The following is a 25,460-nucleotide window of genomic DNA, read 5'->3' as shown; positions in this document are numbered from 1 at the left end:
TTGGTGGGCGCGTTTGTTCAACGATGCGTTTACCGAAGTGTAAATGTGAGAAATCCTCAAAGTGCGGGGATGGACAGGGGGGAAAATAATCAGTAATTTATGCGCGCTACTTACACCTCCGGGTGTAAGCCAGAAGAGGCGCGTCGCCCAGGCAGTGTGTTTGAGGATCCGTATCCGCAGAGAACACATCAGGGGGTGTGACGCCGAGGTGGGGCAACACGCGGGGTGTTGCACTGTCGGCTGCAGGGGCTGAATCCTCTGGGTTGTCACCAGAATCGTCCACAGTCGGACGGTTCGCAAGGTGAAGCGCTTTTGGTGACTTGTCTACTACTGATCTTGTCTGCCCAATTCTGCTCTTCTCTTGTGCCTAGGCTGCTACTATGTCTTCCGCCCCAAAACGGAAGAAAGATAACCTGACACGGGGTTCGTAATATGTCCCAAAATCTTATCGTGGCTAAATTTGGCGGCACCAGCGTTGCCGATTTTGATGCTATGAACCGCAGCGCAGATGTTGTGCTGTCGGACGCCAATACCCGCTTAGTGGTGCTCTCTGCCTCCGCTGGCGTGACCAATCTGCTGGTTGCCCTTGCTGAAGGCCAGGAACAAGCGCAGCGCGCTTACCTGCTGGATGAAATCCGCCGTATTCAATATGCCATCATCGATCGTCTGCAATCGCCGGATGTGATCCGCGATGAGATTGATCGCGTGCTGGAAAACATCACCATGCTGTCTGAAGCCACCTCGCTGGCGACCTCACATGCGCTAACCGATGAGCTGGTGAGCCACGGTGAGCTGATGTCGACGCTGCTGTTCGTGGAGATTCTGCGCGAGCGTCAGGTCAACAGCGAATGGTTTGACGTGCGTAAAGTGATGCGCACCAGCGATCGTTTTGGTCGCGCAGAACCCGAAGTGGCGACGCTGAAAGAGCTGGCCGCAACGCAGCTGCAGCCGCGCATTGCGGAAGCGCTGGTGGTGACGCAGGGCTTTATCGGTAGCGAAATAAAAGGGCGCACCACCACGCTTGGTCGTGGCGGCAGCGACTATACCGCTGCGCTGCTGGGCGAAGCGCTGCAGGCCGCGCGCATTGATATCTGGACCGATGTGGCCGGTATCTACACCACCGATCCACGCGTGGTGTCCACCGCTAAACGCATCGAAGAGATTACCTTCGAAGAAGCAGCGGAGATGGCGATCTTTGGTGCCAAAGTGCTGCATCCGGCCACTTTGCTGCCGGCCGTGCGTAGCGATATTCCGGTGTTTGTCGGTTCGAGCAAAGATCCCGCTGCAGGCGGTACGCGCGTGTGCAACGAAACCAAGAATCCACCGCTGTTCCGTGCGCTGGCGCTGCGTCGTAAGCAGACGCTGGTAACGCTGCACAGCCTGAACATGCTGCATGCACATGGCTTCCTCGCCGAAGTGTTTAACATTCTGGCGCGCCACAGCATCTCCGTTGATCTGGTGACCACTTCCGAAGTGAGCGTGGCGCTGACGCTGGACAGCACCGGTTCAACCACCACCGGCGACAGCTTGCTGACCCAGGCGCTGTTGACCGAACTCTCTTCACTGTGCCGTGTGGAAGTGGAAGAGAATCTGGCGCTGGTGGCGATCATTGGCAACAACCTGTCAAAAGCGTGCGGCGTCGGCAAAGAAGTGTTTGGCGCACTCGAGCCGTTCAACCTGCGCATGATTTGTTACGGTGCCAGCAGTTATAACCTTTGCTTCCTGGTTCCCACCCCAGACGCGGAAGAAGTGGTACGTGCGCTGCACAAGAATCTTTTTGGTTCTTAAGGCCAGTTTTTAGCATGCGTAATCCAGCCGGACCGGGTCCGGCTTTTTTATTGGTGAAATTTTTTAAACAATAATTCAAGCCCAGCGGCATTCACTGCTTCGCTCCAGACATTTCTGATGAACCCCATTATGGCTCGCGAGAACCGTCTCAAATACGCTGCTATCGCCTAAAAATCACCCTAATCCCTTATTCTTCGGTTGCGCTTCAATCGCCAAAAACGATAATCCCGCCGCGAAAACATTAAATTATTTGAGGGAACAGAGATGAAAAGATTAGTGGCTGAAACGCTGGGCACTTTCGTGCTGGTGTTGGGCGGTTGTGGCAGTGCGGTTTTGGCCGCGGCGTTTCCAGAATTGGGTATTGGTTTTGCCGGTGTTGCGCTGGCGTTTGGTCTGACGGTGTTGGTGATGGCATGTGCCGTCGGCCATATTTCGGGCGGCCATTTTAACCCGGCGGTCACCATCGGTCTGACGGTTGGCGGACGTTTCCCGGCGGCGCAGGCTGTGCCTTATATTATCGCGCAGCTGGTAGGTGCGGTTGCGGCGGCTGGCGTGCTGTATTTGATCGCCAGCGGTAAAGCCGGTTTCGATGCCGTGGCCAGCGGCTTCGCGTCGAACGGTTACGGTGAACATTCGCCTGGGGGCTTTAGCCTGCAGGCGGGCATGATCGCCGAGCTGGTGCTGACCGCCGTATTCCTAATTGTGATCATGGGCGCGACCGATAAACGTGCTCCGGCTGGCTTCGCGCCCATTGCAATCGGCCTGGCGCTAACGCTGATTCACCTGGTGAGCATTCCCGTCACCAATACCTCAGTCAACCCGGCGCGCAGTAGCGGTGTGGCGATCTTCCAGGGCGGCTGGGCATTGGAACAGCTGTGGATGTTCTGGTTGTTACCGATTATCGGTGCCGCGATTGGTGGTGCAATCTACCGCTTTGCACTGGAAAAAGCAGAGTAACTTTGCCGTATTTCAGCGGATCGGCAGCAGCCGATCCGCATTTTGCCCCGCAAGCGACTTCCCGCCTTACGTCAAGATAATGAAATGTTATGATCCCGCGTCCGTCGCTGTGGTCGTTCCCTGCGCGACATTTCATCTGTGGCAATATAAAAAAATTCCTAAGGAAGTCTGGTTATGCTCGGCAAACTTACCCGCCTGTTCCCGCTCTGGGCCGTGCTGCTCTCGGTCGCTGCTTATTATTCTCCTGGCACCTTTCTCGGCATTGGGCCGTGGGTGACTTACCTGCTGATGCTGATTATGTTCGGCATGGGCGTGACGCTAAACATTGATGATTTCAAACGCGTGCTGGTGCGTCCTGCGCCGGTGATCGCCGGGACTTTCCTGCATTATCTGGTGATGCCGCTGGCCGCGTGGGGCCTGGCGAAGCTGTTCCAGATGCCACCGGATCTGGCGGCAGGCATGATTCTGGTCGGCAGCGTGGCCAGCGGCACCGCTTCTAACGTGATGATTTATCTGGCGAAGGGCGATGTGGCGCTGTCGGTGACCATCTCATCCGTGTCGGCGCTGGTAGGTGTATTCGCCACACCGCTGCTGACACGCTTCTACGTTGATACCCACATTCAGGTGGATGTGGTCGGCATGCTGCTCAGCATCGTGAAAATCGTGGTGATTCCGATTAGCCTGGGTCTGATTATCCATCACTCCATGAATAGCGTGGTGCGCCGCGTTGAGCCTTATCTGCCGGCGTTTTCGATGGTGTGCATTCTGCTGATCATTAGCGCGGTGGTGGCTGGCAGCCAGGGCTTTATCGGTTCTGTCGGCTTGATGGTGATTGTGGCGGTGATCCTGCACAACGCGATCGGTCTGTTGGGCGGTTATTGGGGCGGTAAGCTGTTTGGCTTCGATGAATCGACCTGCCGCACGCTGGCGCTGGAAGTGGGCATGCAGAACTCAGGTCTGGCGGCGACGCTGGGCAAACTTTACTTCTCGCCGTTAGCGGCCTTGCCGGGCGCGCTGTTCTCGGTGTGGCACAACCTGTCAGGTTCGCTGCTGGCCGGTTACTGGTCGGGTAAACCGATCGATAAGAAGCAGAAGTAATATTCAAAAAGCATCACATTCAATTCATGCACATAGCGTAGCGGCGCAATAAATTGCGCCGCTACGCTGCCTGCGCTCTGAATGTATTACAGCTTCAGATAGGTACGAATCCCATCCAGGAACATCTGCGTCGCCAGCATAATCAAAATCAATCCCATCAGGCGCTCCAGCGCGTTAACGCCTTTGTCGCCCAGCAGGCGTAAAAACAGACCCGACATCAGCAGAATCACCACCGTCAAACCCCACGCGATCAGCAGCGCGCCGACCAGATGCGTCATCTGGTTGGGATATTGATGCGACAACAGCATCAGCGTCGCCAGCAGGGACGGACCGGCCACCAGCGGAATTGCCAGCGGCACGAGGAACGGTTCTTCACCGGCCGGCAAGCCAGTCGAGCTGCTCTCCTCTGACGGGAAAATCATGCGGATGGCGATCAGAAAAAGAATGATGCCGCCGGAGATCGACACGGTTTCGGTGCGCAGATTGAGAAACGCCAGGATGCGTTCACCGGCGAATAAAAATAGCAGCATCAGAATCAGCGCAATCAGCATTTCGCGCATCAGTACCACGCGGCGGCGTTTGGGTTCCAGATGCTTCAATACCGACATAAAAATCGGCAGGTTGCCCAGCGGATCCATAATCAACAACAGCAATATGGTCGCGGATATCATTTCAGTCATGTGTGGTTAGCCATTATTAGTTGTACTGCTGAAAAAGTTGGCGCAATCGAATTAATTCACTTGCCAGAAGTGCTGCATTTTGTAGAGTTGACGGTCATAGGTAAACCTGATTATTACGCAGACCGGCACGATTATCCGGCCAGTCTTTTCCTCGCACCACACGGCCTCTTTCGAGAGCACCCGAGACGGACAGAAAATGAAGAATGTAGGTTTTATTGGTTGGCGTGGCATGGTCGGCTCAGTGCTGATGTCGCGCATGAGCGAAGAACGCGATTTTGATGTCATCAATCCGGTCTTCTTCTCCACGTCACAGCTTGGTCAGGCGGCGCCGACATTCGGCGGAAAGTCGACCGGTGCGCTGCAGGATGCTTTTGATATCGAGGCGCTGAAGGTGCTGGATATTATTATCACCTGCCAGGGCGGCGATTACACCAGTGAAGTCTATCCGAAGCTGCGCGAAAGCGGCTGGCAGGGTTACTGGATTGACGCGGCTTCCACGCTGCGCATGAAAGATGACGCCATCATCATTCTCGATCCGGTTAACCATAACGTGATTCGTCAGGGCCTCGATAACGGCATCAAAACCTTTGTCGGCGGTAACTGCACCGTCAGCCTGATGCTGATGTCGCTGGGCGGTCTGTTTGCTAACGATCTGGTTGAATGGGCCTCGGTGGCGACTTATCAGGCGGCATCAGGCGGCGGCGCGCGTCATATGCGTGAACTGCTGACGCAGATGGGCATGCTGCATGACCACGTGGCGAAATCGCTCCAGGATCCGGCTTCGGCAATTCTGGATATCGAACGCAGCGTGACCGATTTCACCCGTTCTGGCACGTTGCCAACCGACAATTTCGGCGTACCGCTGGCGGGCAGCCTGATTCCGTGGATTGACAAGCAGCTGGATAACGGCCAGAGCCGCGAAGAGTGGAAAGGCCAGGCGGAGACCAACAAAATCCTGCGTACCAGCAGTGTGATTCCGGTTGATGGCCTGTGCGTGCGCGTTGGTGCGCTGCGCTGCCACAGCCAGGCATTCACTCTGAAGCTGAAAAAAGACCTGCCGCTGAGCGAAATCGAACAGCTTCTGGCCTCGCATAACGAATGGGTGAAAGTGGTGCCAAACGACCGCGACATCACCATGCGCGAACTGACGCCAGCCGCCGTCACCGGCACCCTGACCACGCCAGTAGGCCGCCTGCGCAAACTGAACATGGGACCGGAATACCTTTCCGCCTTCACGGTGGGCGATCAGTTACTGTGGGGCGCGGCTGAACCGCTGCGCCGCATGCTGCGTCTGCTGATCGACTAAGCGCAGCGGCAAACCAGAAAGGCCGGGGTTTCCCGGCCTTTTTTTAATTATCCAGGCCGCAAAAATTCATGCAAATTGCGCCTGACAAGTGATCCGCTTCCCTTTTTTGCTTGCCCGATAAGTATTTTTCACGATCCTCCCTGGCTTCTGCTATCCCCAAGCTATGATTTAACAGAGATGTGCCGGTTGTTAACTGTTTTTGTTTTTTCGAACTGAATGGTTGTTGTACACGGTGAAGATCTTTCCCACGGACGGTTGTGTCCTCACGGTGTACCTATGGCTCAATGAAAAGCAGCGCACCCGAGGCGATAATCCTGCCGACTCTGGTCGCCTGCGCAAAATCATAGGAAGAAAGTCATGTCAGAGCTTCCCGATCGCCAGGCGATCAATGCCCTTTTTGCCGGGAATTATGCCGATCCCTTTTCACTACTGGGCATGCACCAAACGGCTGCAGGCCTTGAAGTGCGTGCGCTGCTGCCCGATGCCTCCGATGTTTGGGTCATTGAAACCAACACCGGACGCAAATGTGCTCAGCTTACCTGCCTCGACTCACGCGGTTTCTTCAGTGGCGTGATTCCGCGTCGTAAAAACCGCTTTGGTTATCAGCTGGCGGTGAACTGGCACGGCCAGCAAAACCTGATTGATGATGCCTATCGCTTCGGCCCGCTGCTGGAGGAGATGGATGCATGGTTATTGGGTGAAGGCACGCATCTGCGTCCCTACGAAACCCTCGGCGCGCACGGCACCACCATTGATGGCGTGCACGGCACGCGGTTCGCCGTTTGGGCACCTAACGCGCGTCGCGTATCGGTGGTAGGCGAGTTCAACTTCTGGGATGGCCGACGTCATCCCATGCGTTTTCGCCGTGAACTTGGCGTCTGGGAACTGTTTGTGCCGGGCGCGGTAAACGGTCAGCTGTATAAATTTGAAATCGTGGATAATTCCGGCCAGATGCGCATCAAAGCCGATCCCTTCGCCTTTGAAGCGCAGATGCGTCCGCAAACCGCCTCGATGATCTGCGGGCTGCCGCCGAAAACCGAGATGCAGCCGCAGCGTAAGGCCGCCAATGCTTTTGACCAGCCGATTTCGATTTATGAAGTGCACCTCGGTTCATGGCGACGTCACACCGATAACAACTTCTGGCTCAGCTATAAAGAGCTGGCGGAACAGCTGATTCCTTACGTTAAAGAGATGGGCTTCACGCACATCGAACTGATGCCGATTAACGAACACCCCTTCGACGGCAGCTGGGGCTATCAGCCGCTCGGCATGTATGCGCCGACGCGCCGTTTCGGTACGCGCGATGAGTTCCGCCACTTCGTGGCCGCCGCGCATGATGCTGGTATTAACGTGCTGCTCGATTGGGTGCCAGGCCACTTCCCAAGCGATGATTTCGGCCTGGCGAAGTTCGATGGCACCGAACTCTACGAACACAGCGATCCGCGCGAAGGTTTTCATCAGGACTGGAACACGCTGATCTACAACTTTGGTCGCCGTGAAGTGAGCAATTATCTCTCCGGCAACGCCTTGTACTGGATGGAGCGTTTCGGCATTGATGGGCTGCGCGTCGATGCGGTGGCATCAATGATCTACCGTGATTACAGCCGCGCCGAAGGCGAATGGGTGCCGAACCAGTTTGGTGGACGCGAGAACCTCGAAGCGATTTCGTTCCTGCGTCACACCAACCGCGTTTTGGGTCGCGCCGCACCGGGCAGCGTCACGGTGGCGGAAGAGTCCACCGATTATCCCGGCGTTACGCGCCCTTCAGAAGATGGCGGCCTCGGCTTCTGGTTCAAATGGAACCTTGGCTGGATGCACGACACACTGGACTATATGAAGCTCGACCCGGTGCATCGCCGTTATCATCATCAGCTGATGACCTTTGGCATGATTTACAACTACACCGAAAACTTCGTGCTGCCGCTGTCGCATGACGAAGTGGTGCACGGCAAACGTTCGATTCTCGATCGCATGCCGGGCGATGCCTGGCAAAAGTTCGCTAACCTGCGCGCCTATTACGGCTGGATGTGGGGTTTCCCCGGTAAGAAGCTGCAATTTATGGGCAATGAATTTGCGCAGGGTCGCGAATGGAACCACGACACCAGCCTCGACTGGCATCTGCTGGAAGGTGAGGATAACTGGCACAACGGCGTGCATCGTCTGGTGCGCGATCTCAATCACACCTATCGCCATTACGCGCCGCTGCATCAACTCGACTTTGATGGGCAAGGTTTTGAGTGGCTGGTGGTCGATGACTACGAAAACTCCGTGTTTGTATTTGTGCGCCGCGATCGCGACGGCAATGAAATCATCGTAGCCAGCAACTTTACGCCAGTGGCGCGTCACAACTATCGCTTTGGCGTCAACCAGCGTGGCGGCTGGCGCGAGATCATGAATACCGATCAGCACGATTATCACGGCAGCGACACGCGCAATCACGGCGTGGTACACACCGATGAGATGGAGAGTCACGGTCGGCCGCAGTCGCTGAGTTTGACCTTACCGCCGCTGGCAACGCTTTGGCTGGTGCGGGAGAGCGACTGATGCTGGAGCAGGGGCAGCCGGAACCGTTAGGTGCGCACTATGATGGGCACGGCGTTAATTTCACGCTGTTCTCCCAGCATGCCGAACGCGTTGAACTCTGCCTGTTCGACGCGCACGGTGCTGAGCGCCGTTTCGCGCTGCCCGCGCGCAGCGGTGATATCTGGCACGGCTATTTTCCCGCGCTGAAGCCCGGCCAGCGCTACGGCTATCGCGTTCACGGTCCGTGGGCGCCGCAGCAGGGACATCGCTTCAATCCGGCTAAGCTGTTGGTCGATCCCTGCGCCAAAGCGGTGGCGGGTGAAGTGGCGGACGACGCGCGTTTCAACGGCGGCGAACGCGAGCCGGATGGTTTGGATAACGCCGCCATCGCGCCGAAATCGTTGGTGACTGCCGAAGATTTTGACTGGGAGGACGATCACGCGCCGCGGACGCCGTGGGGCAACACGGTGATCTATGAAGCACACGTACGCGGCTTAACCCAGCAGCATCCGGAAATTCCGGAAAGGTTGCGTGGCACTTATGCGGCGCTGGGTCATCCTGCTATGGTGAAGTACCTGCGCCACCTCGGCATCACCGCGCTGGAACTGCTGCCGATTGCCCAATTCACCAGCGAGCCGCGCCTGCGCCGTTTGGGATTGAGTAATTACTGGGGCTACAACCCCTTTGCCTTGTGGGCGGTGGATGCGCGTTACGCCTCGGGCGAAAACGGTTTAACGCCGCTGCAGGAGTTTCAGCAGGCGGTTAAAGCACTGCATGCCGCGGGCATCGAAGTGATTCTGGATGTGGTGTTCAACCATACCGCCGAGCTGGAAGAGATCGGGCCAACGATTTCCCTGCGCGGCGTGGATAACGCCAGCTATTACTGGCTGGATGGCAACGGCGAATATCAAAACTGGACCGGCTGCGGCAACACGCTAAATCTTAGTCATCCGCAGGTGATGACGTGGGCGCTGGAAGCGCTGCGCTACTGGGTGCGTGTTTGCCATGTTGATGGGTTCCGTTTTGACCTCGCCAGCGTGCTGGGACGCACACCGGAGTTTCATCAGGATGCGCCGCTGTTTGCCGCCATCAAAGCCTGTCCGCTGCTGTCGCAGGTGAAGCTGATTGCCGAGCCGTGGGACATCGGCCCCGGCGGTTATCAGGTCGGCAACTTTCCGCCGGACTTCGCCGAGTGGAACGACCATTTTCGCGATGCGGCGCGCCGTTACTGGCTGCATGGTCAACTGAATAATGGCGATTTCGCCCGCCGTTTTGCCGCATCCAGCGACGTTTTCCAGCGTGAGGCGCGGCTGCCGCACGCCAGCATCAATCTCATTACCGCTCACGACGGCTTCACGCTGCGCGATGTGGTGAGTTTTAACAACAAACACAATCAGGCTAACGGCGAAGACAATCGCGACGGCAGCAGCAGTAACTTCAGCCATAACCACGGCAAAGAGGGACTGCAGGTCAATTTCGATATTGTCGAACGGCGGCGGCGCAGCGTGCATGGCTTACTGACCACGCTGCTGCTGGCGCAGGGCACGCCGATGCTGCTGGCGGGTGACGAACGCGGTCACAGCCAGCATGGCAACAACAACGCCTATTGTCAGGACAACCCGCTGACCTGGTTGAACTGGCAACAGGATGATTTTGGCCTGGTCGACTTCACTGCTGCGTTAATCCGTCTGCGCCAGCGCATTCCCGCGTTGACGCAGGATCGCTGGTGGCAGGAGGGCGATGGCAGCGTGCAGTGGTGCAATGCCAGCGGCACACCACTGGAAGCCGAGCAGTGGGAACAGGGGACGCACCGAATGCAGATCCTGCTCTCCGGCCGCTGGTTAATAACAATAAACGCCACGGAATCGGTGAGTGATATCGCCTTACCAGACGGAGAGTGGCGTGCCATTCCTCCTTTCGCCGGGGAAGATAACCCCATCCTGACAACTGTCTGGCACGGTCCCGCACACGGTGTGTGTGTGTTCCTAAAGCAATCATAAGGAGTCAGACATGGTGAAATTAGATAGAACAGATCATCTGATGCTGGCGCGCCAGCTCCCTACACAAACGGTCGCCCTGATCCTTGCTGGCGGGCGCGGTACGCGCCTGAAAGATCTCACCGCGAAACGCGCCAAACCTGCCGTGCACTTCGGTGGCAAGTTCCGCATCATCGACTTTGCGCTGTCCAACTGCATCAACTCGGGCATTCGGCGCATCGGCGTGATCACCCAATATCAGTCGCATACGCTGGTGCAGCACATCCAGCGTGGCTGGTCGCTGTTCAACGAAGAGATGAACGAGTTTGTCGATCTGCTGCCGGCGCAGCAGCGTGCCGCTACCGAACATTGGTATCGCGGGACTGCCGATGCGGTGACGCAAAACCTCGACATTATTCGCCGCTATAACGCGCAGTACATCGTGATCCTCGCCGGGGATCACATCTACAAAATGGATTACTCGCGCATGCTGCTCGACCACGTCGATCGCGGTGCCAAATGCACCATCGCCTGCTTGCCGGTGCCGTTAGCTGAAGCCACGGCGTTTGGGGTGATGGCGGTGGATGCCGAAAACAACGTGATCGATTTTGTCGAAAAACCGCCGAAGCCGCCGTCAATGCCGGGTGACGATACCCGCGCGCTGGCCAGCATGGGCATTTACGTGTTCAACGCCGATTACCTTTACCAGCTGCTGGAAGAGGATCTGCATGTAGCCGATTCCAGCCACGATTTCGGCAAAGATCTGCTGCCGAAAATTGTCGCCAGCGGCGAGGCGTATGCGCACTCCTTCACGCTCTCCTGCGTGCAGGTTGATGAAAACGCCGAGCCGTACTGGCGCGACGTTGGAACGCTGGAAGCTTACTGGCGCGCCAATCTCGATTTAGCGTCGGTCACGCCTGAGCTGGATATGTACGATCACAGCTGGCCGATTCGTACCCACATGGAGCCGCTGCCGCCGGCGAAATTTGTTCAGGATCGATCCGGCAGCCACGGCATGACAATGAATTCGCTGGTCTCGGGCGGCTGCATCATCTCCGGTTCGGTGGTGGTGAACTCGGTGCTGTTCCCGCGTATTCGCATCAACTCGTTTTGCAATATTGATTCCGCAGTGCTGCTGCCTGATGTGGTGGTTGGCCGATCGTGTCGTCTGCGTCGCTGCGTGATCGATCGCGCCTGCGAACTGCCAGAAGGTATGGTCATTGGCGAAAACCCCGACGAAGACAGCCGTCGTTTTTACCGTTCTGAAGAGGGCATCGTACTGGTGACGCGCGCCATGCTGGCCAAATTGGCCGGAGGCGGTCAGTAAGTGACGAAAGAATATAGAGAAAATTGCCGCGTGGAACGTGTGCGATAACAATAGGGGTTCAGGATGCAGGTTTTACATGTCTGTTCAGAGCTTTTCCCGCTGTTGAAAACCGGCGGACTGGCTGATGTCGTCGGTGCATTACCACAGGCGCAAATAGCCGATGGTACGGATGCGCGGGTGTTGATTCCCGCCTTTCCGGATCTGCGTAAAGGGATTCCTGATACAGAGGTCCTGGCGGAGTTGCAAACTTTTGCGGGACCGGTACGCTTACTTTTTGGACAATTTAACGGCGTTGGTATTTATTTAATCGATGCGCCGGGATTGTATGAACGTCCCGGCAGCCCGTATCACGATACGTCGCAGTTTGCTTACGTCGATAACTATCTGCGTTTTGCGCTGCTGGGCTGGATGGGCGCCGAGATTGCCAGCGGGCTGGATACCGACTGGCAGCCAGATATCGTGCATGCGCATGACTGGCATGCTGGCTTAACCTGCGCCTATATTGCGGCGCGCGGGCGTCCGGCGAAAACGGTGTTCACCGTGCATAATCTGGCGTATCAAGGGCTGTTTTCGGCGCGTCATCTGGATGAGATCCAGATCCCGCGCGCGTTCTTCGACATGCATGGACTGGAGTTCTTCGGGCAAATTTCCTACCTCAAGGCGGGGCTGTTCTTTGCCGATCACATTACGGCGGTCAGCCCGACTTACGCGCTGGAGATTACCCGACCGGAATTTGGTTACGGCATGGAATCACTGCTCGAACAGCGACTGCGTGAAGGGCGCCTGAGCGGGATTTTGAACGGCGTCGATCCCGGCATCTGGGACCCGGCGCACGACCTGCTGCTCACCGCGCGCTACGACAGCGAAACGCTGGAGAGCAAAGCGGAGAACAAGCGCCAGCTGCAAATTGCCATGGGCCTGAAGGTGGATGACAAAGCACCGGTGTTCTGCGTCATCAGCCGTCTGACCAAACAGAAAGGGCTGGATCTGGTGCTGGAAGCGCTACCGGGCTTACTGGCGCAGGGCGGACAGTTGGTGCTGCTCGGCCAGGGCGATGCGGAGCTGCAGCAAGGTTTCCTTGCGGCGGCGGCGGAGCATCCGGGCCGCGTTGGCGTGCAGATTGGTTATCACGAAGCCTTCTCGCACCGCATTGTTGGCGGCGCGGATGTGATTATGGTGCCGAGCCGTTTTGAGCCGTGCGGCTTAACCCAGCTGTATGGTTTGAAATACGGTACGCTGCCGCTGGTGCGTCGCACTGGCGGACTGGCGGATACGGTGCAAGACAGCTCGCTTGAGAATCTGGCGGATGGCGTCGCCAGCGGTTTCACCTTTGAAGACAGTAATGCCTGGTCGCTGCTGCGGGCGATTCGGCGCGCATTTGTTCTGTGGTCTCGTCCTGCACTCTGGCGTTACGTTCAGCGGCAGGCGATGGGGATGGATTTTAGTTGGCAGGTGGCAGCACAAGCCTACCGCGATCTTTATCAACGTTTGCTGTAATGAGAGATTGGGATACTTGATATGAATGCACCTTTCACCTATGCCTCACCCACGCTGACGGTTGATGCACTGAAGCACTCAATCGCCTATAAGCTGATGTTTACTATTGGTAAAGATCCATCGATCGCGAATAAGCATGAGTGGCTCAACGCCGCGCTGCTGGCGGTGCGTGATCGCATGGTGGAACGCTGGCTGCGCTCCAGCCGCGCGCAGCTCTCGCAGGATGTGCGGCAGGTTTATTACCTGTCGATGGAGTTCCTGATGGGGCGCACGCTCGGCAACGCGTTGCTGGCGATGGGCATTTATGAGGATCTCAATCAGGCGCTGGAAGAGATGGGCCTCGACCTCAGCGAACTGATGGAAGAGGAGAACGATCCCGGCCTCGGTAACGGCGGTTTGGGACGTTTGGCGGCCTGCTTCCTGGATTCGCTCGCCACGCTCGGTTTACCGGGGCGCGGCTACGGCATTCGTTATGACTACGGCATGTTTAAGCAGAATATCGTCGACGGGCAGCAGCGCGAATCGCCGGATTATTGGCTGGAGTACGGCAATCCGTGGGAATTTCAGCGCTTTAATACGCGCTACAAAGTGCGTTTCGGTGGCCGTCTGCAGCATGAAGGCGCGCGGGTGCGCTGGGTGGAAACCGAGGAGATCGTGGCGATGGCTTACGATCAAATCATTCCCGGTTTTGATACCGATGCCACCAACACGCTGCGCTTGTGGGGCGCGCAGGCCAGTAACGAAATCAACCTCGGTAAGTTCAACCAGGGTGATTACTTCGCCGCAGTAGAAGATAAAAACCACTCGGAAAACGTGTCGCGCGTGCTCTATCCCGATGACTCCACCTATTCGGGGCGCGAGCTGCGTCTGCGTCAGGAGTATTTCCTCGTCTCCTCGACGGTGCAGGATATTCTCAATCGTCACTGGCAGATGCATGAAACCTGGGACAATTTGCCGGACAAAATTGCCATCCACCTCAACGATACGCATCCGGTGCTGGCGATCCCGGAACTGATGCGCATACTGATCGACGAGCAGAAATTCAGCTGGGACGATGCCTTTGAAGTGACCTGTCAGGTGTTCTCCTACACCAACCACACGCTGATGACGGAAGCGCTGGAAACCTGGCCAGTGGATATGATTGGCAAGATCCTGCCGCGTCATCTCAGCATTATTTTTGAAATTAACGACTACTTCCTGAAAACCATTCAGGAATATTACCCGGATGATTGGGAGCTGTTAGCGCGCATCTCGATCATCGATGAGAACGACGGCCGCCGCATTCGCATGGCGTGGCTGGCGGTGGTGGTGAGCCACAAAGTTAACGGTGTGTCAGAGTTGCACTCCAACTTGATGGTGCAATCGCTGTTCGCTGACTTCGCGCGTCTGTTCCCGGGCCGTTTCTGCAATAAAACTAACGGCGTGACGCCACGTCGCTGGCTGGCGCTGGCGAATCCGGCGCTCTCCGAGGTGCTGGACGAGGCGATTGGCCGCAACTGGCGCACCGATCTTGGCCAGCTCAACGAATTGACCACGCAGATCGATTATCCGGCCTTTATCCAGCAGATCGCTGATGCCAAGTTTGCCAACAAAAAACGCCTGGCGGATTGGGTGGCGAAGAACATGGATATCGTGCTCGATCCGCATGCGCTGTTTGATGTGCAGATCAAGCGCATCCACGAATACAAACGTCAGCTGCTGAACGTGCTGCACGTGATTACGCGCTACAACCGCATCAAGGCCGATCCCAGCGCTGAATGGGTGCCGCGCGTTAATCTCTTCGCCGGCAAAGCGGCGTCGGCCTATTACGTGGCGAAACACATCATTCACTTGATCAACGATGTCGCCAATGTGATCAACAATGATCCGCAGGTGAAGAACAAGTTGAAGGTGGTGTTCATTCCAAACTATGGCGTGAGCCTGGCGCAGATCATCATTCCGGCGGCGGATCTCTCCGAGCAGATCTCCACTGCCGGTACCGAAGCCTCTGGCACTAGTAACATGAAGTTTGCGCTGAACGGCGCGTTAACCATCGGTACGCTGGATGGTGCCAACGTTGAGATGCTGGAGCATGTCGGCAAGGAGAATATCTTTATCTTCGGCAACACTACGCCGCAGGTCGAGAAGCTGCGCACCGACGGTTACAACCCGCGTAAGTATTATGAGGATGATCCTGAGCTGCATCAGGCGCTGACGCAAATCGCCAGCGGGGTGTTCAGCCCGCAGGAGCCAGGGCGCTACCGTAATCTGTTTGATGCGCTGGTGAACTTCGGCGATCACTATCAGCTGCTGGCGGATTACCGCAGCTATGTGGATACGCAGGACAAGGTGGACAAGCTGTATCGCCAGCCGGATAAGTGGCAACGCAGCGCGGCGCTGAATATCGCCAATATGGGTTATTTCTCGTCGGACCGCACCATTCAGGAATATGCGGATGAGATCTGGCACATTTCGCCAGTGAGATTGTAAGGCGAGGATTGCAGAACCAAGTCGCCATGAATGGCGACCCTACGTGAACCCCCAAATCGATACCCAAAATCATTTGGACGGCAGGAAGGCAGCAAATGAGCGAATCCCCGGGAGCTTACTTTAGTAAGTGACCGGGGTGAACGAATGCAGCCAACGCACCTGCCGTTCGAAGGATGAAGGGTATTATTTCAACGTGATGCTTTTGACGATCCCATCAGCATCGCTTTGCGCTTGCTGCTGGTTGTCGGCTGGCAAGGTAATTTGCAGCGTCAGCAGTTTGCCATCCACTTTCGCCAGAATCACCGAAGACCATGAGGTCTGATTGTTGGCAGAAATCACCGTATCCAGCTGCTGTGCCGGCTGGTCTTTCAGCGTCACCGCTTTATTAGACACCACCTGCAGCTGAGGATCGCGACCGCGCTGCTGCTGTTCCAGACGCTGTGCCAGCGCATCAAGCGCTTCGTTGGTTGGGTCGCCGGCAATCACGATAATCGCGCGCTGACCGGTTTCGTCGGCATAGACGTGCATGTTGGTGGATTCAGAGCCGAGCTTGCCGCTCTTGTCAGACATGCCCGCCGGCAAAGAGAAACTCAGTTTGCCGTCCATCAGGTTAACCGTCTGGGCCGACTGGCTGGCGCTCGCACCGTTGCTGTTCGCTGCCGCATCATCTTTCTTCTGGTCACATGCCGCCAGGCCGATAACCAACAGGCCAATACCCACATATTTCACTACGTTACGCATTCTTTTCCCTTTTACATGATTCCAGTCAGCCGTTATACAAGCGGATTTAGTTAGCAAAAGCAACCGCCGGAGTGTCAGGAAATCTTAGCGTAATGCGGCATTTAGTGTATGTGCAATCAGCCAAAATTGATCTGCTGCTGCGCGGAACGTTCGGCTAAGCGCTTCAGCATGGCATTCAGCAGCACGCCGTAAGCGGGCAGGAAGAAGATCATGCAGATCAGAACCTTGAAGCTGTAATCCACCAGCGCGATTTCGACCCAATGCGTGGCCATAAACGGATCTGGGCTCTTGTAGAAGGCGATGAAAAAGAAGGCCAGCGTATCGCTGATATTACCGAGGAACATCGCTGCCGCTGGCGCAATCCACCACTGCGATAAACGGCGCAAACGGTTAAAAACGTGCACATCGAGGATTTGTCCCAGCGCATAAGCCATAAAGCTGGCGCAGGCGATACGGGCAACAAACAGATTCATCTCTTCCAGTGACGCCCAACCTTGCCATTCGCCCTGATAGAACACGCAGGAAACAATGTAGGAGATCACTAGCGCGGGAATCATCACCGCCAGAATAATGCGACGTGCCAGCGGCGCGCCAAAGATGCGCACGGTCAGATCGGTGGCGAGGAAAATAAACGGAAAGCTAAACGCGCCCCATGTGGTGTGAAAACCGAAGATGGAAACCGGCAGCTGGACCAGATAGTTACTGGAGGTGATCACCAGCAGATGAAATAGCGATAGCCAAAACAGCGCATGCATGCGCTGACGTGCAGAGAAGTTAATCATTGTAAGCCTTTTTAGTGATGGGGTGAGGGAACCCAGGTTCGTGCATTGGCACGGTGGTAAATAAAAAATCGGCGGCATCTTAACGCGTTGCGCAATTTATGCAATGGTTAATTTTAACGCAATCGTTATCGCCTTGCGTTGGCTTATTCGCGCGCTAGAATGAGCGCCCATCCCTAACAACTGACAGAGAATCATGAGCGATCCCTTTTCTGCGCCAGACCATCAGCTTGATGCCCTTGGCCTGCGCTGCCCGGAGCCGGTAATGATGGTGCGTAAAACCGTGCGCAGCATGCAGGCCGGTGAAACCTTGCTGATCATTGCTGACGATCCCGCCACCACGCGCGATATCCCTGGTTTCTGCCGCTTTATGGAGCATGAGTTGCTGGCACAGCAGACCGAAAGCTTGCCGTACCAGTTTCTGATTAAAAAAGGCGCCTAACGCTGACGCAGCAAGCGCAGCGCGTTGGCTGTCACCAGTGCGGTGGCACCGGAATCCGCTAAGACCGCCAGCCACAAACCGGTGAAGCCGAGCAGCGTGGTGACCAGAAAAATCGCCTTTAATCCCAACGCCAGCGCCACGTTCTGACGAATGATGGCACGCGTGCGCCGTGCCAGCACAATGGTGCGCGGCAGAATCGCCAGCTGATTTTGCGTTAATGCCACATCTGCGGCTTCCAGCGCCACATCGGTGCCGCTGCCCATCGCAATGCCGATGGTGGCGGCTTTCATGGCGGGCGCATCGTTAATGCCATCGCCGACCATTGCCAATGCGTGCTGTGTGCCTAACGTCCTCACCGCCGCAACTTTATCGGCGGGCAGTAAACCTGCGCGATAATCGATGTTGAGCTTAGCGGCAATGACCGCAGCCGCGCGTGGATTGTCGCCGGTCAGCATCATGCTGTTAACACCAAGCTTCTTCAGTTCAGACAGCGCGCTGAGGGCTTCAGCGCGCAACTGATCCTGCAAGGCTAACGCGCCAAGAACCTGCTGCTCCTGCAACAGCAGCACCACGGTTTGGCCTTGCGCTTCCAGCTGAGCAATCTGCTGCTGTTGTGCATTATCAAGATGGCTGACTTCGCGCGGCGTCAGCAGTTGATAGGTCACGCCATCTATCGCAGCGCGAATACCACTGCCGGCCAGCGTTTGCTGCTGTGCAGCTTGCGGAAGCGTGAGCGCGCGCCGCTCGGCCTCGATAACAATCGCCCGCGCCAGCGGATGGGTGGAACCCTGTTCAACGGCGGCGGCGATGGTGAGCAAGTTGTTTTCCGCCATCACGCCAAATGGCTGGATGTGGCTGATCTGCGGTTTACCGGCGGTCAGCGTGCCGGTTTTGTCGAACGCCATCATATTTACGCGACTGAGGCGCTCCAGCGCCGCGCCGCCTTTGATCAGTGCGCCCTGACGCGCGGCAGCAGCCAGGCCGGAAGTGATGGCAGCGGGCGTGGAGATCACCAGCGCACAGGGGCAACCAATCAGCAACAGCGTCAGCCCTTTATAAATCCACGGCAACCACGCGCCAAAGCCCAGTAGCGGCGGCAGCACCATCACCAGCAGCGCCAGCAGCATAATGGCGGGCGTATAGATGCGGCTGAAGCGATCGATAAAGCGCTCAACCGGCGCACGATGGGTTTCGGCTTCCTCAATCAGTTGCAGGATGCGGTCAATAGCACTTTGGCCCGGCTGGGAAATGACTTTCAGCGTCACCAGACGATCAAGGCTGGTGGCACCGGCCATGATCTGCTCGCCTGGCTCACGCGCTACCGGCAGCGATTCGCCGGTCAACGCGCTTTCATCAAAGCTGGCGCTGGCGTGCAGCAGTTCGCCATCGGCCGGTAAACGTCCGCCGGCCGCCACTTCAATCACATCGCCGGGCTGCAGCGCTTCTAAGCGGACGTTTTCCCGCTGTGTGCCGTTGATGCGCGTGGCGGTAGCGGGACGCAGCGCCATCAGCGCGGTGACGCCACGGCGTGCGCGTGCGGCGGCGTACGCTTCGAGGCGTTCACCCAGTTGAAACAGCAGCAGCACCATCGCGGCTTCGGCGTGCGCGCCAATCACCAGCGCACCGGCGGCGGCAATGGTCATCAGCATCTCAATGCTGAACGGCGAACCACTGCGCAGGAGCTTCCAGGCGCTGCGCGCGATCGGCGCTAAACCTATCAACGTGGTGGCGATAAACAGGCGATCGCCCCAAACCGGCGAAAGCTGGCTCAGCAGCCAACTGGCGAGCATCATTCCGCCAAGCAGCAGCAAACCGGCGTTTTCCTGCCAGCGGCTTTCGGGTTGTGGAGGCGATGGGGAATCGCTGGCGCTCAGCGCGAAGCCGGCATTTTTCACCACCTGTTCAATGATGGCGCGGATATCCTGGTCGGCATCGACCACCAGTTTTTCACTGGCAAAAATCACGCGTGCTTGCTGAACCTGCGGTACACGTTGCACGGCGGTTTCGATTTTACGCGCGCAGCTGGGGCAATCCATGCCCGCAATCTGCCAGCGGAATTGATGTGAAGAGAGGGCGGGCCTGTCGCTTTCGGCGTCGCTTTCGCCGCCTGGCGAGCCGCTTTCGCTGTCACAGCAGCCGCAATCGCTGTCTGGCGTGATGGGCTGCGCCGCGGAGATGTTCAATGTTGCGGGTTTTACGCTGCGAATCGAGCACAGCGGCTGTGACTGACGGTGTGATTTGCCACAGCGGCAAGGGTGAGCATGTTGATGCATGTAACCTCCGGAATCAGGGGCGGGCTGATGCCCGCGCCCTAATGCTACACTCTGGAGTGGACTCCAGAGTCAAGCGGAAGGTAAGGTTATCTTCAGTAGAGCCACAGTGAACGCACAATCATGAAGTGACCGGCGAAGTAGCAGGCGGCGACAATCGCGCTATCGGCGCTGAAACGGCGGCGATAATGCGAGATAAACCAGACAATATTGGCTAACAGCAGCAACGCGGCACCCACCAGCAGCGAGAAACTGAAGTCAGTTGGACGGAAGAAGTAGTTCTCCGCCGCCATCCAGTTCATCACTAGCGTCATGCCGATCAAGGTGCAGATAGGCCAGCGCAGATCTTCCAGTTTGCTCCACAGAATCCCGATAACGATCACGCCAATGATCAGGAAGGTGAGGGGAATCGGCCAGAAGAAACTCATGGTCATGTGTGCGGCAAAACTGATGGTGTACAGCAGATGCGACAGGAAGAATGCGCCTAGCGCATAGAGCATTTGCTGACGCGGTAACAGCATTAACGCGTCACCCACCAGCGTGGCGACCAGCCCGGCCAGAATCAAATAATCGGTGGTGTTGAAGGTTGGCGCTTGCCACGCCCAGGCAACGAGTAACAGCAAGGTGACAGGTTTAAATAGCCAGCGTTGCCATTGCGGACCGCGATATGAAGCATCGACGTAAAGCCAGCCGGAAAAAAGTACGGCAAGGAAAGACCAAAGCATGTTTTCTCCCTTTTCTGGACGAAATGTCCGCCAGTTTGATGAATTTTCCCAAAATCACCCTCTCAGTGTAAGTTACCGGCGCCAAATGTGACAATCAGCCGACTCTGGTTGTATGCTTTGTCGTCTTTACCCGTTCCGAATTAACGCAAAGCACGAGATAAATCATGAGCAAACCACCGCTAATCTTTTTCATCGTACTGGCCATTATTGCCGTTTTGGCGACCCGTCAGTTTATTAAACAGCGCCGCGAAACGGCGGTGAACGATGCCTCGCCGGTGCGCTCGCTGAGCGTGGAAGTGAAAACCAAACGCGAATTTCCGTCGCCCAATCGCCGTTCACGTCAGCGTGAAGAGATTGTGGCGGAAGAGATGAAATATGAAGCCTGGTTCCATCCGCTGAACGGTGCCAGCGATATTAAAGTGACGGTGAATGCGAACCAGTATCACCAGATCGATAAGGGCGCGAAGGGCGAGTTGAAGATGAAAGGCACGCGTTTTGTGAGTTTTACTCCGGCCCAATAGGGCCGCCATTCATGGCGACCTGGCTATAAACCGCACGAAACTACATCTTCGGATAATGCTTTTTCTGCCACGCCAGCAGCTCAAACACGCCAAAAAAGAAGATCTTCGCCTGGGTTACGCCGCTCAGTTTTGGGGCGTCTTTTGGCTGGGTGGCGCGCAGCAACACTAGCTGCAGGCCGTGCATAATCACCATAAAGAACAGCGCCACGTGCACGAAATAGCGCAGCGGCGTTGGGAAAGGTTGCACCAGATTGAGCAATAAAAAGGCCCAGACGCAAATCATCAGCAAACGTCCCAAATTAAGCCACATCGTGCGTCTCCTGTTGGCGTTGATATAAGCGATAAGCCACCTGACCGGCAATCTTCTCGCGGTACAAATCCCAATTTGCGGGTGCGACAGGTGTGCCGTTTTCCACTTCGCTCTCGACATAAATCAGCGCTTCAGCCGCTAACCAGCCATTTTGCTCCAGCAGCGACAATGTTTCCTGTAACAGCCCTTTACGGAAAGGCGGGTCAACAAACACCACGTCAAACGGTTCGCCCGGCTGGCTTAACCACTGCAGCGTGTTGGTTTGCACCACTTTTGCCTGCGTAGCACGCAGCGTTTGCAGATTCTGTGACAGCTGTTGCGCCACCGAACGCTCCAGCTCCAGCAGCGTGGCCGACGCTGCATAGCGAGACAGCGCTTCCAGCCCTAACGCGCCGCTGCCGGCGAAGCAATCGAGGCAGCGCGCTTCCTGAATATCCGGCGCCAGCCAGTTAAACAGGGTTTCACGTACACGATCGGTGGTCGGGCGCAAACCTGCGCTATCCGGCACCGGTAATTTACGGCCGCGCCACTGACCGCCAATGATGCGGATCTGGCCAGCGCTGCTGCTGCGGGGGGATTTACTCATTTCGCTCACAACTCGTCATATTTTGTTGCGTAGTTTAACGGGCGTAGCGGGCAGAAGAAACGTTAAAAAAGGGTGCTGTGGTGCGCTGGCTGGAAAGTGTTAGACTACTGAGTTGGTATAGCGCGCGTAATTACCTGATTTTTACGCCGCTCACCCGCTTAAAATTGAATATTTTATCCCCTGGGAACAAGCGTGCTACCGGGAATAAGCCATCGAGGAGTAGGGTCACACAATGGCAAAAGAGAAAAAACGCGGCTTTTTTTCCTGGTTAGGCTTTGGCAAAGAAGAAGAGACGCAACAACCTGCTGAAGAGCAGCAGCAAACTGCCGAGGTGGTCGCTGAGCCTGCCGTTGAAGAGAGTGCGCTCGATCGCGCCGAAGCGCAGGCTGTTGAAACCGTCGCCGTCACCGAACAGGTGGCGGAACAGCAGCAGGTTGAACCGGAACTGATTGAAGAGCCGGTCATCGAGCCGCAGGAACCTGAGCCGGTTACCGCAATCGTTGAAGAGGTGCTGCCAGAAGAGATAGCAGCGCCGGATGTGGCACCTATCGAAGAAGAGCCGCAGCTGGAAGAGCTGGCAATTGATGAGCCTGAACTGCACGAAGAAGCGCCATTAACTGACGAAGAACTGGAAGCGCTGGCGTTAGCGGAAACCTATGCGGAAGATGCTGAGCTAGCCGAAGCCACGCAGGATACCGTGAGCGATCTGCCGCTGGCCGCTGCGCCAATCATCGCGCAGGAGCAGGAGCGTCCGACCAAAGAGGGCTTCTTCGCCCGACTGAAACGCAGCCTGGTAAAAACCCGCGAAAACCTCGGTTCGGGCTTTATCAGCCTGTTCCGCGGCAAGAAAATCGATGACGATCTGTTTGAAGAGCTGGAAGAGCAGCTGCTGATTGCCGACGTTGGCGTCGAAACCACCCGCCGCATCATCACCAATCTGACACAACAGGCCAACCGCAAGCAGCTACGCGATGCGGAAGCGCTGTATGGCCTGCTGAAAGCGGAAATGTCCGGTATTCTGGAAAAAGTGGATCAGCCGCTGGAAGTGGGTGGCAAAACGCCATTCGTCATCCTGATGGTGGGCGTCAACGGCGTGGGTAAAACCACCACCATCGGTAAGCTGGCGCGTCAGTATCAGGCGCAGGGCAAATCGGTGATGCTGGCAGCGGGCGATACCTTCCGTGCCGCCGCCGTTGAGCAGCTGCAGGTCTGGGGCCAGCGCAACAACATTCCTGTGGTGGCGCAGCATACCGGCGCAGATTCTGCCTCGGTGATTTTTGACGCCATCCAGGCGGCCAAGTCGCGCAATGTGGATGTACTGATCGCCGATACCGCGGGTCGTCTGCAGAACAAATCGCACCTGATGGAAGAGCTGAAGAAAATTACCCGCGTGATGAAGAAGCTGGACGAAGATGCGCCGCATGAAGTGATGCTGACGCTCGACGCCAGCACCGGGCAAAACGCTATCAGCCAGGCCAAACTGTTCCATGAAGCGGTGGGCCTGACCGGCATCACCCTGACGAAACTGGATGGAACCGCCAAAGGCGGCGTGATCTTCTCGGTTGCCGATCAGTTCGGCATTCCGATTCGTTATATCGGTGTTGGGGAAGGCATCGAGGATTTACGGCCGTTTAAGGCCGCAGACTTTATTGAGGCACTGTTTGCCCGAGAGGAATGATTGGGATGATTCGCTTTGAAGAGGTCAGTAAAGCTTACCTGGGAGGACGTCAGGCGCTGCAGGGAGTGGATTTTCATCTGCGTCCCGGCGAAATGGCGTTCCTGACCGGCCATTCCGGTGCGGGGAAAAGTACCTTACTAAAGCTGATTTGTGGCATTGAGCGCCCGAGCGCCGGGCAGATCTGGTTTAGCGGCCACGATATTTCGCGTCTGCGTCACAGCGAAGTGCCTTTCCTGCGACGTCAAATCGGCATGATTTTCCAGGATCACCATTTGTTGATGGATCGTTCGGTCTACGACAACGTGGCGATCCCGCTGATTATTTCCGGTGCCAGCGGCGAAGATATTCGTCGGCGCGTGTCGGCCGCGCTGGATAAAGTCGGCCTGCTCGACAAAGCGAAAAGCTATCCGATTCAGCTCTCTGGCGGTGAACAGCAGCGCGTCGGCATTGCCCGCGCGGTGGTGAACAAGCCTGCGGTGCTGCTGGCGGATGAACCCACCGGTAACCTCGACAATGCGCTGTCGGAAGATATCTTGCGCCTGTTCGAAGAGTTCAACCGCGTTGGTGTCACGGTGTTGATGGCAACGCACGATGTCGGGCTGATTGCACGCCGGAATTACCGCGTGATGACGCTTAATCAGGGACGTCTGCACGGAGGCCACGATGGTCAATAAACGCAACAAGCGCGCACCAGCGCCGAAAGCGAAGCAGCCCTCTAAAAGCAAGGCGCTGAAAGGCGGCTGGCAGGAACAGTGGCGCTATGCGCTGCGCGGCACGCTGTCGGATATGTGGCGTCAGCCGCTGGCGACGCTGCTGACGGTGATGGTGATCGCCATTTCCCTGACGCTGCCGAGCGTGTGCTACATGGTGTGGAAGAACGTCAGCCAGGCGGCGACGCAGTGGTATCCCGCGCCGCAGCTAACGGTTTATCTGGATAAAGCGCTGGATGACACTGCAGCGGAGAATGTCACCGCGCAGCTCAAGCAGCTCGATGGCGTGGACAACGTCAACTATCTGACGCGTGAAGAAGCGTTGAATGAGTTCCGCAACTGGTCTGGTTTTGGTGGTTCGATGGACATGCTGGAGCAGAATCCGCTGCCGGCGGTAGCCATCATCACGCCTAAACTTAATTTCCAGAATTCGGACACCATGGCGAATCTGCGCGATCGCGTATCTAAAGTGCAGGGCGTTGATGAAGTGCGTATGGATGACAGCTGGTTCGCGCGTTTAGCGGCGCTAACCGGGCTGGTAGGACAGATTGCCTCAATGATTGGCCTGCTGATGGTGGTTGCGGTGTTCCTGGTGATCGGCAACAGCGTGCGGCTCAGCATCTTTGCGCGGCGCGATACAATTAACGTGCAGAAGCTGATTGGTGCCACCGACGGCTTTATCCTGCGTCCATTCCTGTACGGCGGTGCGCTGCTAGGTTTGGGCGGCGCGGTGCTGTCGCTGCTGCTCTCCGAAGTGCTGGTGTTGCGCCTGCAATCGGTGGTGGCGCAAGTAGCAACCGTATTCGGTACCACCTTTGTGCTGGAAGGTTTTTCCTGGGATGAAGGGCTGCTGTTACTGCTGATCGCCGCCATCATCGGCTGGATTGCCGCATGGCTGGCAACAGTGCAACATTTACGCCGTTTTACGCCGCAGTAACCAAAAGCAACGTTTTTTGCTATACTCTTCCTCTGCTGCCGACGACCTGGGAGCAGAGGAATTCTCCTATATCCCCCGCCGTCATCTGTGTGTAAAATATTCACTGCTATAATTGAACTTGTGGATAACTTTGTCGTCCA

At 56.6% G+C, this 25,460-nt stretch carries 21 protein-coding genes and 1 riboswitch; of the genes, 14 read left to right on the top strand and 7 right to left on the bottom strand.

Annotated features, from left to right (window positions below; all coding sequences use genetic code 11):
• Positions 1–125 precede the first annotated feature (125 nt).
• A riboswitch (Lysine riboswitch) is annotated at positions 126–320 on the top strand.
• A gap of 112 nt (positions 321–432) precedes the next feature.
• The 3 genes from lysC to panS all read left to right on the top strand — a co-directional run bounded on the left by lysC (position 433) and on the right by panS (position 3,843).
• On the top strand, positions 433–1,788 hold the full coding sequence (gene lysC / locus KVT28_RS22220) for a lysine-sensitive aspartokinase 3 (RefSeq protein ID WP_217550097.1): 1,356 nt from the start codon (positions 433–435) through the stop codon (positions 1,786–1,788).
• A 264-nt stretch (positions 1,789–2,052) separates the two neighbouring features.
• Positions 2,053–2,745, top strand: coding sequence for an aquaporin Z (aqpZ, locus tag KVT28_RS22215; protein WP_217550095.1), 693 nt, complete (start codon positions 2,053–2,055; stop codon positions 2,743–2,745).
• Between the two features lie 174 nt (positions 2,746–2,919).
• Positions 2,920–3,843 (top strand): ketopantoate/pantoate/pantothenate transporter PanS, encoded by a 924-nt coding sequence (gene panS / locus KVT28_RS22210; RefSeq protein WP_101763113.1) that lies wholly within the window; start codon positions 2,920–2,922, stop codon positions 3,841–3,843.
• 86 nt (positions 3,844–3,929) lie between these two features.
• Here the strand turns inward: panS and KVT28_RS22205 are convergent, their stop codons facing one another.
• Positions 3,930–4,523: a YhgN family NAAT transporter gene (locus KVT28_RS22205; RefSeq protein WP_217550093.1), complete on the bottom strand. Its 594-nt coding sequence runs from the start codon at positions 4,521–4,523 to the stop codon at positions 3,930–3,932.
• Between the two features lie 196 nt (positions 4,524–4,719).
• On the opposite strand from KVT28_RS22205, the gene asd reads away from it, so the two are divergent.
• The 6 genes from asd to glgP all read left to right on the top strand — a co-directional run bounded on the left by asd (position 4,720) and on the right by glgP (position 15,621).
• The gene (gene asd, locus KVT28_RS22200; protein WP_217550091.1) at positions 4,720–5,829 is read left to right on the top strand and encodes an aspartate-semialdehyde dehydrogenase; all 1,110 of its coding nucleotides are present in this window, start codon (positions 4,720–4,722) and stop codon (positions 5,827–5,829) included.
• 357 nt (positions 5,830–6,186) lie between these two features.
• The gene (gene glgB, locus KVT28_RS22195) at positions 6,187–8,373 is read left to right on the top strand and encodes a 1,4-alpha-glucan branching enzyme (RefSeq protein WP_101763111.1); all 2,187 of its coding nucleotides are present in this window, start codon (positions 6,187–6,189) and stop codon (positions 8,371–8,373) included.
• Positions 8,373–10,352 carry a glycogen debranching protein GlgX gene (gene glgX, locus KVT28_RS22190; RefSeq protein ID WP_101763110.1) on the top strand — a complete coding sequence of 660 codons (1,980 nt, stop codon included), beginning with the start codon at positions 8,373–8,375 and terminating at the stop codon, positions 10,350–10,352. Before glgB ends, glgX begins: the two co-directional genes overlap by 1 nt.
• Positions 10,353–10,362: 10 nt before the next feature.
• A complete protein-coding gene (glgC, locus tag KVT28_RS22185) occupies positions 10,363–11,655 on the top strand; it encodes a glucose-1-phosphate adenylyltransferase (protein WP_101763109.1) in 1,293 nt (430 codons plus the stop codon).
• 63 nt (positions 11,656–11,718) lie between these two features.
• On the top strand, positions 11,719–13,152 hold the full coding sequence (gene glgA, locus KVT28_RS22180) for a glycogen synthase GlgA (protein WP_101763108.1): 1,434 nt from the start codon (positions 11,719–11,721) through the stop codon (positions 13,150–13,152).
• Positions 13,153–13,173: 21 nt separating this feature from the next.
• Complete coding sequence (gene glgP, locus KVT28_RS22175) at positions 13,174–15,621, top strand: glycogen phosphorylase (protein WP_101763107.1); 2,448 nt, start codon at positions 13,174–13,176, stop codon at positions 15,619–15,621.
• 183 nt (positions 15,622–15,804) lie between these two features.
• Here the strand turns inward: glgP and KVT28_RS22170 are convergent, their stop codons facing one another.
• On the bottom strand, positions 15,805–16,362 hold the full coding sequence (locus KVT28_RS22170) for a DcrB family lipoprotein (protein WP_061718408.1): 558 nt from the start codon (positions 16,360–16,362) through the stop codon (positions 15,805–15,807).
• Between the two features lie 116 nt (positions 16,363–16,478).
• On the bottom strand, positions 16,479–17,144 hold the full coding sequence (locus KVT28_RS22165; RefSeq protein ID WP_101763106.1) for a 7-cyano-7-deazaguanine/7-aminomethyl-7-deazaguanine transporter: 666 nt from the start codon (positions 17,142–17,144) through the stop codon (positions 16,479–16,481).
• Positions 17,145–17,337: 193 nt separating this feature from the next.
• Here KVT28_RS22165 and tusA point away from each other — a divergent pair, with 193 nt between their 5' ends.
• Positions 17,338–17,583: a sulfurtransferase TusA gene (gene tusA, locus KVT28_RS22160; RefSeq protein ID WP_036649974.1), complete on the top strand. Its 246-nt coding sequence runs from the start codon at positions 17,338–17,340 to the stop codon at positions 17,581–17,583.
• On the opposite strand, the gene KVT28_RS22155 is transcribed toward tusA, so the two are convergent.
• Both KVT28_RS22155 and KVT28_RS22150 read right to left on the bottom strand, forming a co-directional pair.
• Positions 17,580–19,856, bottom strand: coding sequence for a zinc/cadmium/mercury/lead-transporting ATPase (locus KVT28_RS22155; protein WP_101763105.1), 2,277 nt, complete (start codon positions 19,854–19,856; stop codon positions 17,580–17,582). The two genes, tusA and KVT28_RS22155, sit on opposite strands and share 4 nt — an antisense overlap.
• A gap of 92 nt (positions 19,857–19,948) precedes the next feature.
• Entirely contained in the window at positions 19,949–20,578 is a 630-nt protein-coding gene (locus KVT28_RS22150) for a lysoplasmalogenase (RefSeq protein WP_101763104.1), read from the bottom strand.
• 164 nt (positions 20,579–20,742) lie between these two features.
• Between KVT28_RS22150 and KVT28_RS22145 the strand changes: the two genes are divergently transcribed.
• Positions 20,743–21,099: a DUF2500 domain-containing protein gene (locus KVT28_RS22145; RefSeq protein WP_101763103.1), complete on the top strand. Its 357-nt coding sequence runs from the start codon at positions 20,743–20,745 to the stop codon at positions 21,097–21,099.
• A gap of 40 nt (positions 21,100–21,139) precedes the next feature.
• Here the strand turns inward: KVT28_RS22145 and KVT28_RS22140 are convergent, their stop codons facing one another.
• Together KVT28_RS22140 and rsmD are read right to left on the bottom strand one after the other, a co-directional pair.
• A complete protein-coding gene (locus tag KVT28_RS22140) occupies positions 21,140–21,409 on the bottom strand; it encodes a DUF1145 family protein (protein WP_008109883.1) in 270 nt (89 codons plus the stop codon).
• On the bottom strand, positions 21,399–21,995 hold the full coding sequence (gene rsmD, locus KVT28_RS22135) for a 16S rRNA (guanine(966)-N(2))-methyltransferase (protein ID WP_101763102.1): 597 nt from the start codon (positions 21,993–21,995) through the stop codon (positions 21,399–21,401). Before rsmD ends, KVT28_RS22140 begins: the two co-directional genes overlap by 11 nt.
• Before the next feature lie 232 nt (positions 21,996–22,227).
• Here rsmD and ftsY point away from each other — a divergent pair, with 232 nt between their 5' ends.
• Genes ftsY through ftsX form a run of 3 tightly spaced genes read left to right on the top strand, consistent with a single transcriptional unit; the run spans position 22,228 to position 25,320 of the window.
• Positions 22,228–23,673: a signal recognition particle-docking protein FtsY gene (gene ftsY / locus KVT28_RS22130; RefSeq protein ID WP_101763101.1), complete on the top strand. Its 1,446-nt coding sequence runs from the start codon at positions 22,228–22,230 to the stop codon at positions 23,671–23,673.
• 5 nt (positions 23,674–23,678) lie between these two features.
• Complete coding sequence (gene ftsE / locus KVT28_RS22125; RefSeq protein WP_008109888.1) at positions 23,679–24,347, top strand: cell division ATP-binding protein FtsE; 669 nt, start codon at positions 23,679–23,681, stop codon at positions 24,345–24,347.
• On the top strand, positions 24,337–25,320 hold the full coding sequence (gene ftsX / locus KVT28_RS22120; protein ID WP_101763100.1) for a permease-like cell division protein FtsX: 984 nt from the start codon (positions 24,337–24,339) through the stop codon (positions 25,318–25,320). The genes ftsE and ftsX overlap by 11 nt, the downstream gene beginning before the upstream one ends.
• The last annotated feature ends 140 nt before the right edge of the window (positions 25,321–25,460 follow it).

The organism is Pantoea sp. GbtcB22, assembly GCF_019091025.1.
GTDB classification, from domain to species: Bacteria; Pseudomonadota; Gammaproteobacteria; order Enterobacterales; family Enterobacteriaceae; genus Pantoea; species Pantoea leporis.
This window is presented reverse-complemented; position numbering and strand designations above follow the sequence as displayed.

Coding starts and splice junctions, on each gene's coding strand:
- ftsY (WP_101763101.1), top strand. CDS start 22,228: ATGGCAAAAGAGAAAAAACGCGGCTTTTTTTCCTGGTTAGGCTTTGGC.
- ftsX (WP_101763100.1), top strand. CDS start 24,337: ATGGTCAATAAACGCAACAAGCGCGCACCAGCGCCGAAAGCGAAGCAG.
- rsmD (WP_101763102.1), bottom strand. CDS start 21,995: ATGAGTAAATCCCCCCGCAGCAGCAGCGCTGGCCAGATCCGCATCATT.
- lysC (WP_217550097.1), top strand. CDS start 433: ATGTCCCAAAATCTTATCGTGGCTAAATTTGGCGGCACCAGCGTTGCC.
- asd (WP_217550091.1), top strand. CDS start 4,720: ATGAAGAATGTAGGTTTTATTGGTTGGCGTGGCATGGTCGGCTCAGTG.
- glgC (WP_101763109.1), top strand. CDS start 10,363: ATGGTGAAATTAGATAGAACAGATCATCTGATGCTGGCGCGCCAGCTC.
- glgX (WP_101763110.1), top strand. CDS start 8,373: ATGCTGGAGCAGGGGCAGCCGGAACCGTTAGGTGCGCACTATGATGGG.
- KVT28_RS22170 (WP_061718408.1), bottom strand. CDS start 16,362: ATGCGTAACGTAGTGAAATATGTGGGTATTGGCCTGTTGGTTATCGGC.
- aqpZ (WP_217550095.1), top strand. CDS start 2,053: ATGAAAAGATTAGTGGCTGAAACGCTGGGCACTTTCGTGCTGGTGTTG.
- glgA (WP_101763108.1), top strand. CDS start 11,719: ATGCAGGTTTTACATGTCTGTTCAGAGCTTTTCCCGCTGTTGAAAACC.
- KVT28_RS22140 (WP_008109883.1), bottom strand. CDS start 21,409: ATGTGGCTTAATTTGGGACGTTTGCTGATGATTTGCGTCTGGGCCTTT.
- glgB (WP_101763111.1), top strand. CDS start 6,187: ATGTCAGAGCTTCCCGATCGCCAGGCGATCAATGCCCTTTTTGCCGGG.
- panS (WP_101763113.1), top strand. CDS start 2,920: ATGCTCGGCAAACTTACCCGCCTGTTCCCGCTCTGGGCCGTGCTGCTC.
- KVT28_RS22150 (WP_101763104.1), bottom strand. CDS start 20,578: ATGCTTTGGTCTTTCCTTGCCGTACTTTTTTCCGGCTGGCTTTACGTC.
- glgP (WP_101763107.1), top strand. CDS start 13,174: ATGAATGCACCTTTCACCTATGCCTCACCCACGCTGACGGTTGATGCA.
- ftsE (WP_008109888.1), top strand. CDS start 23,679: ATGATTCGCTTTGAAGAGGTCAGTAAAGCTTACCTGGGAGGACGTCAG.
- KVT28_RS22205 (WP_217550093.1), bottom strand. CDS start 4,523: ATGACTGAAATGATATCCGCGACCATATTGCTGTTGTTGATTATGGAT.
- KVT28_RS22165 (WP_101763106.1), bottom strand. CDS start 17,144: ATGATTAACTTCTCTGCACGTCAGCGCATGCATGCGCTGTTTTGGCTA.
- KVT28_RS22145 (WP_101763103.1), top strand. CDS start 20,743: ATGAGCAAACCACCGCTAATCTTTTTCATCGTACTGGCCATTATTGCC.
- tusA (WP_036649974.1), top strand. CDS start 17,338: ATGAGCGATCCCTTTTCTGCGCCAGACCATCAGCTTGATGCCCTTGGC.
- KVT28_RS22155 (WP_101763105.1), bottom strand. CDS start 19,856: ATGCATCAACATGCTCACCCTTGCCGCTGTGGCAAATCACACCGTCAG.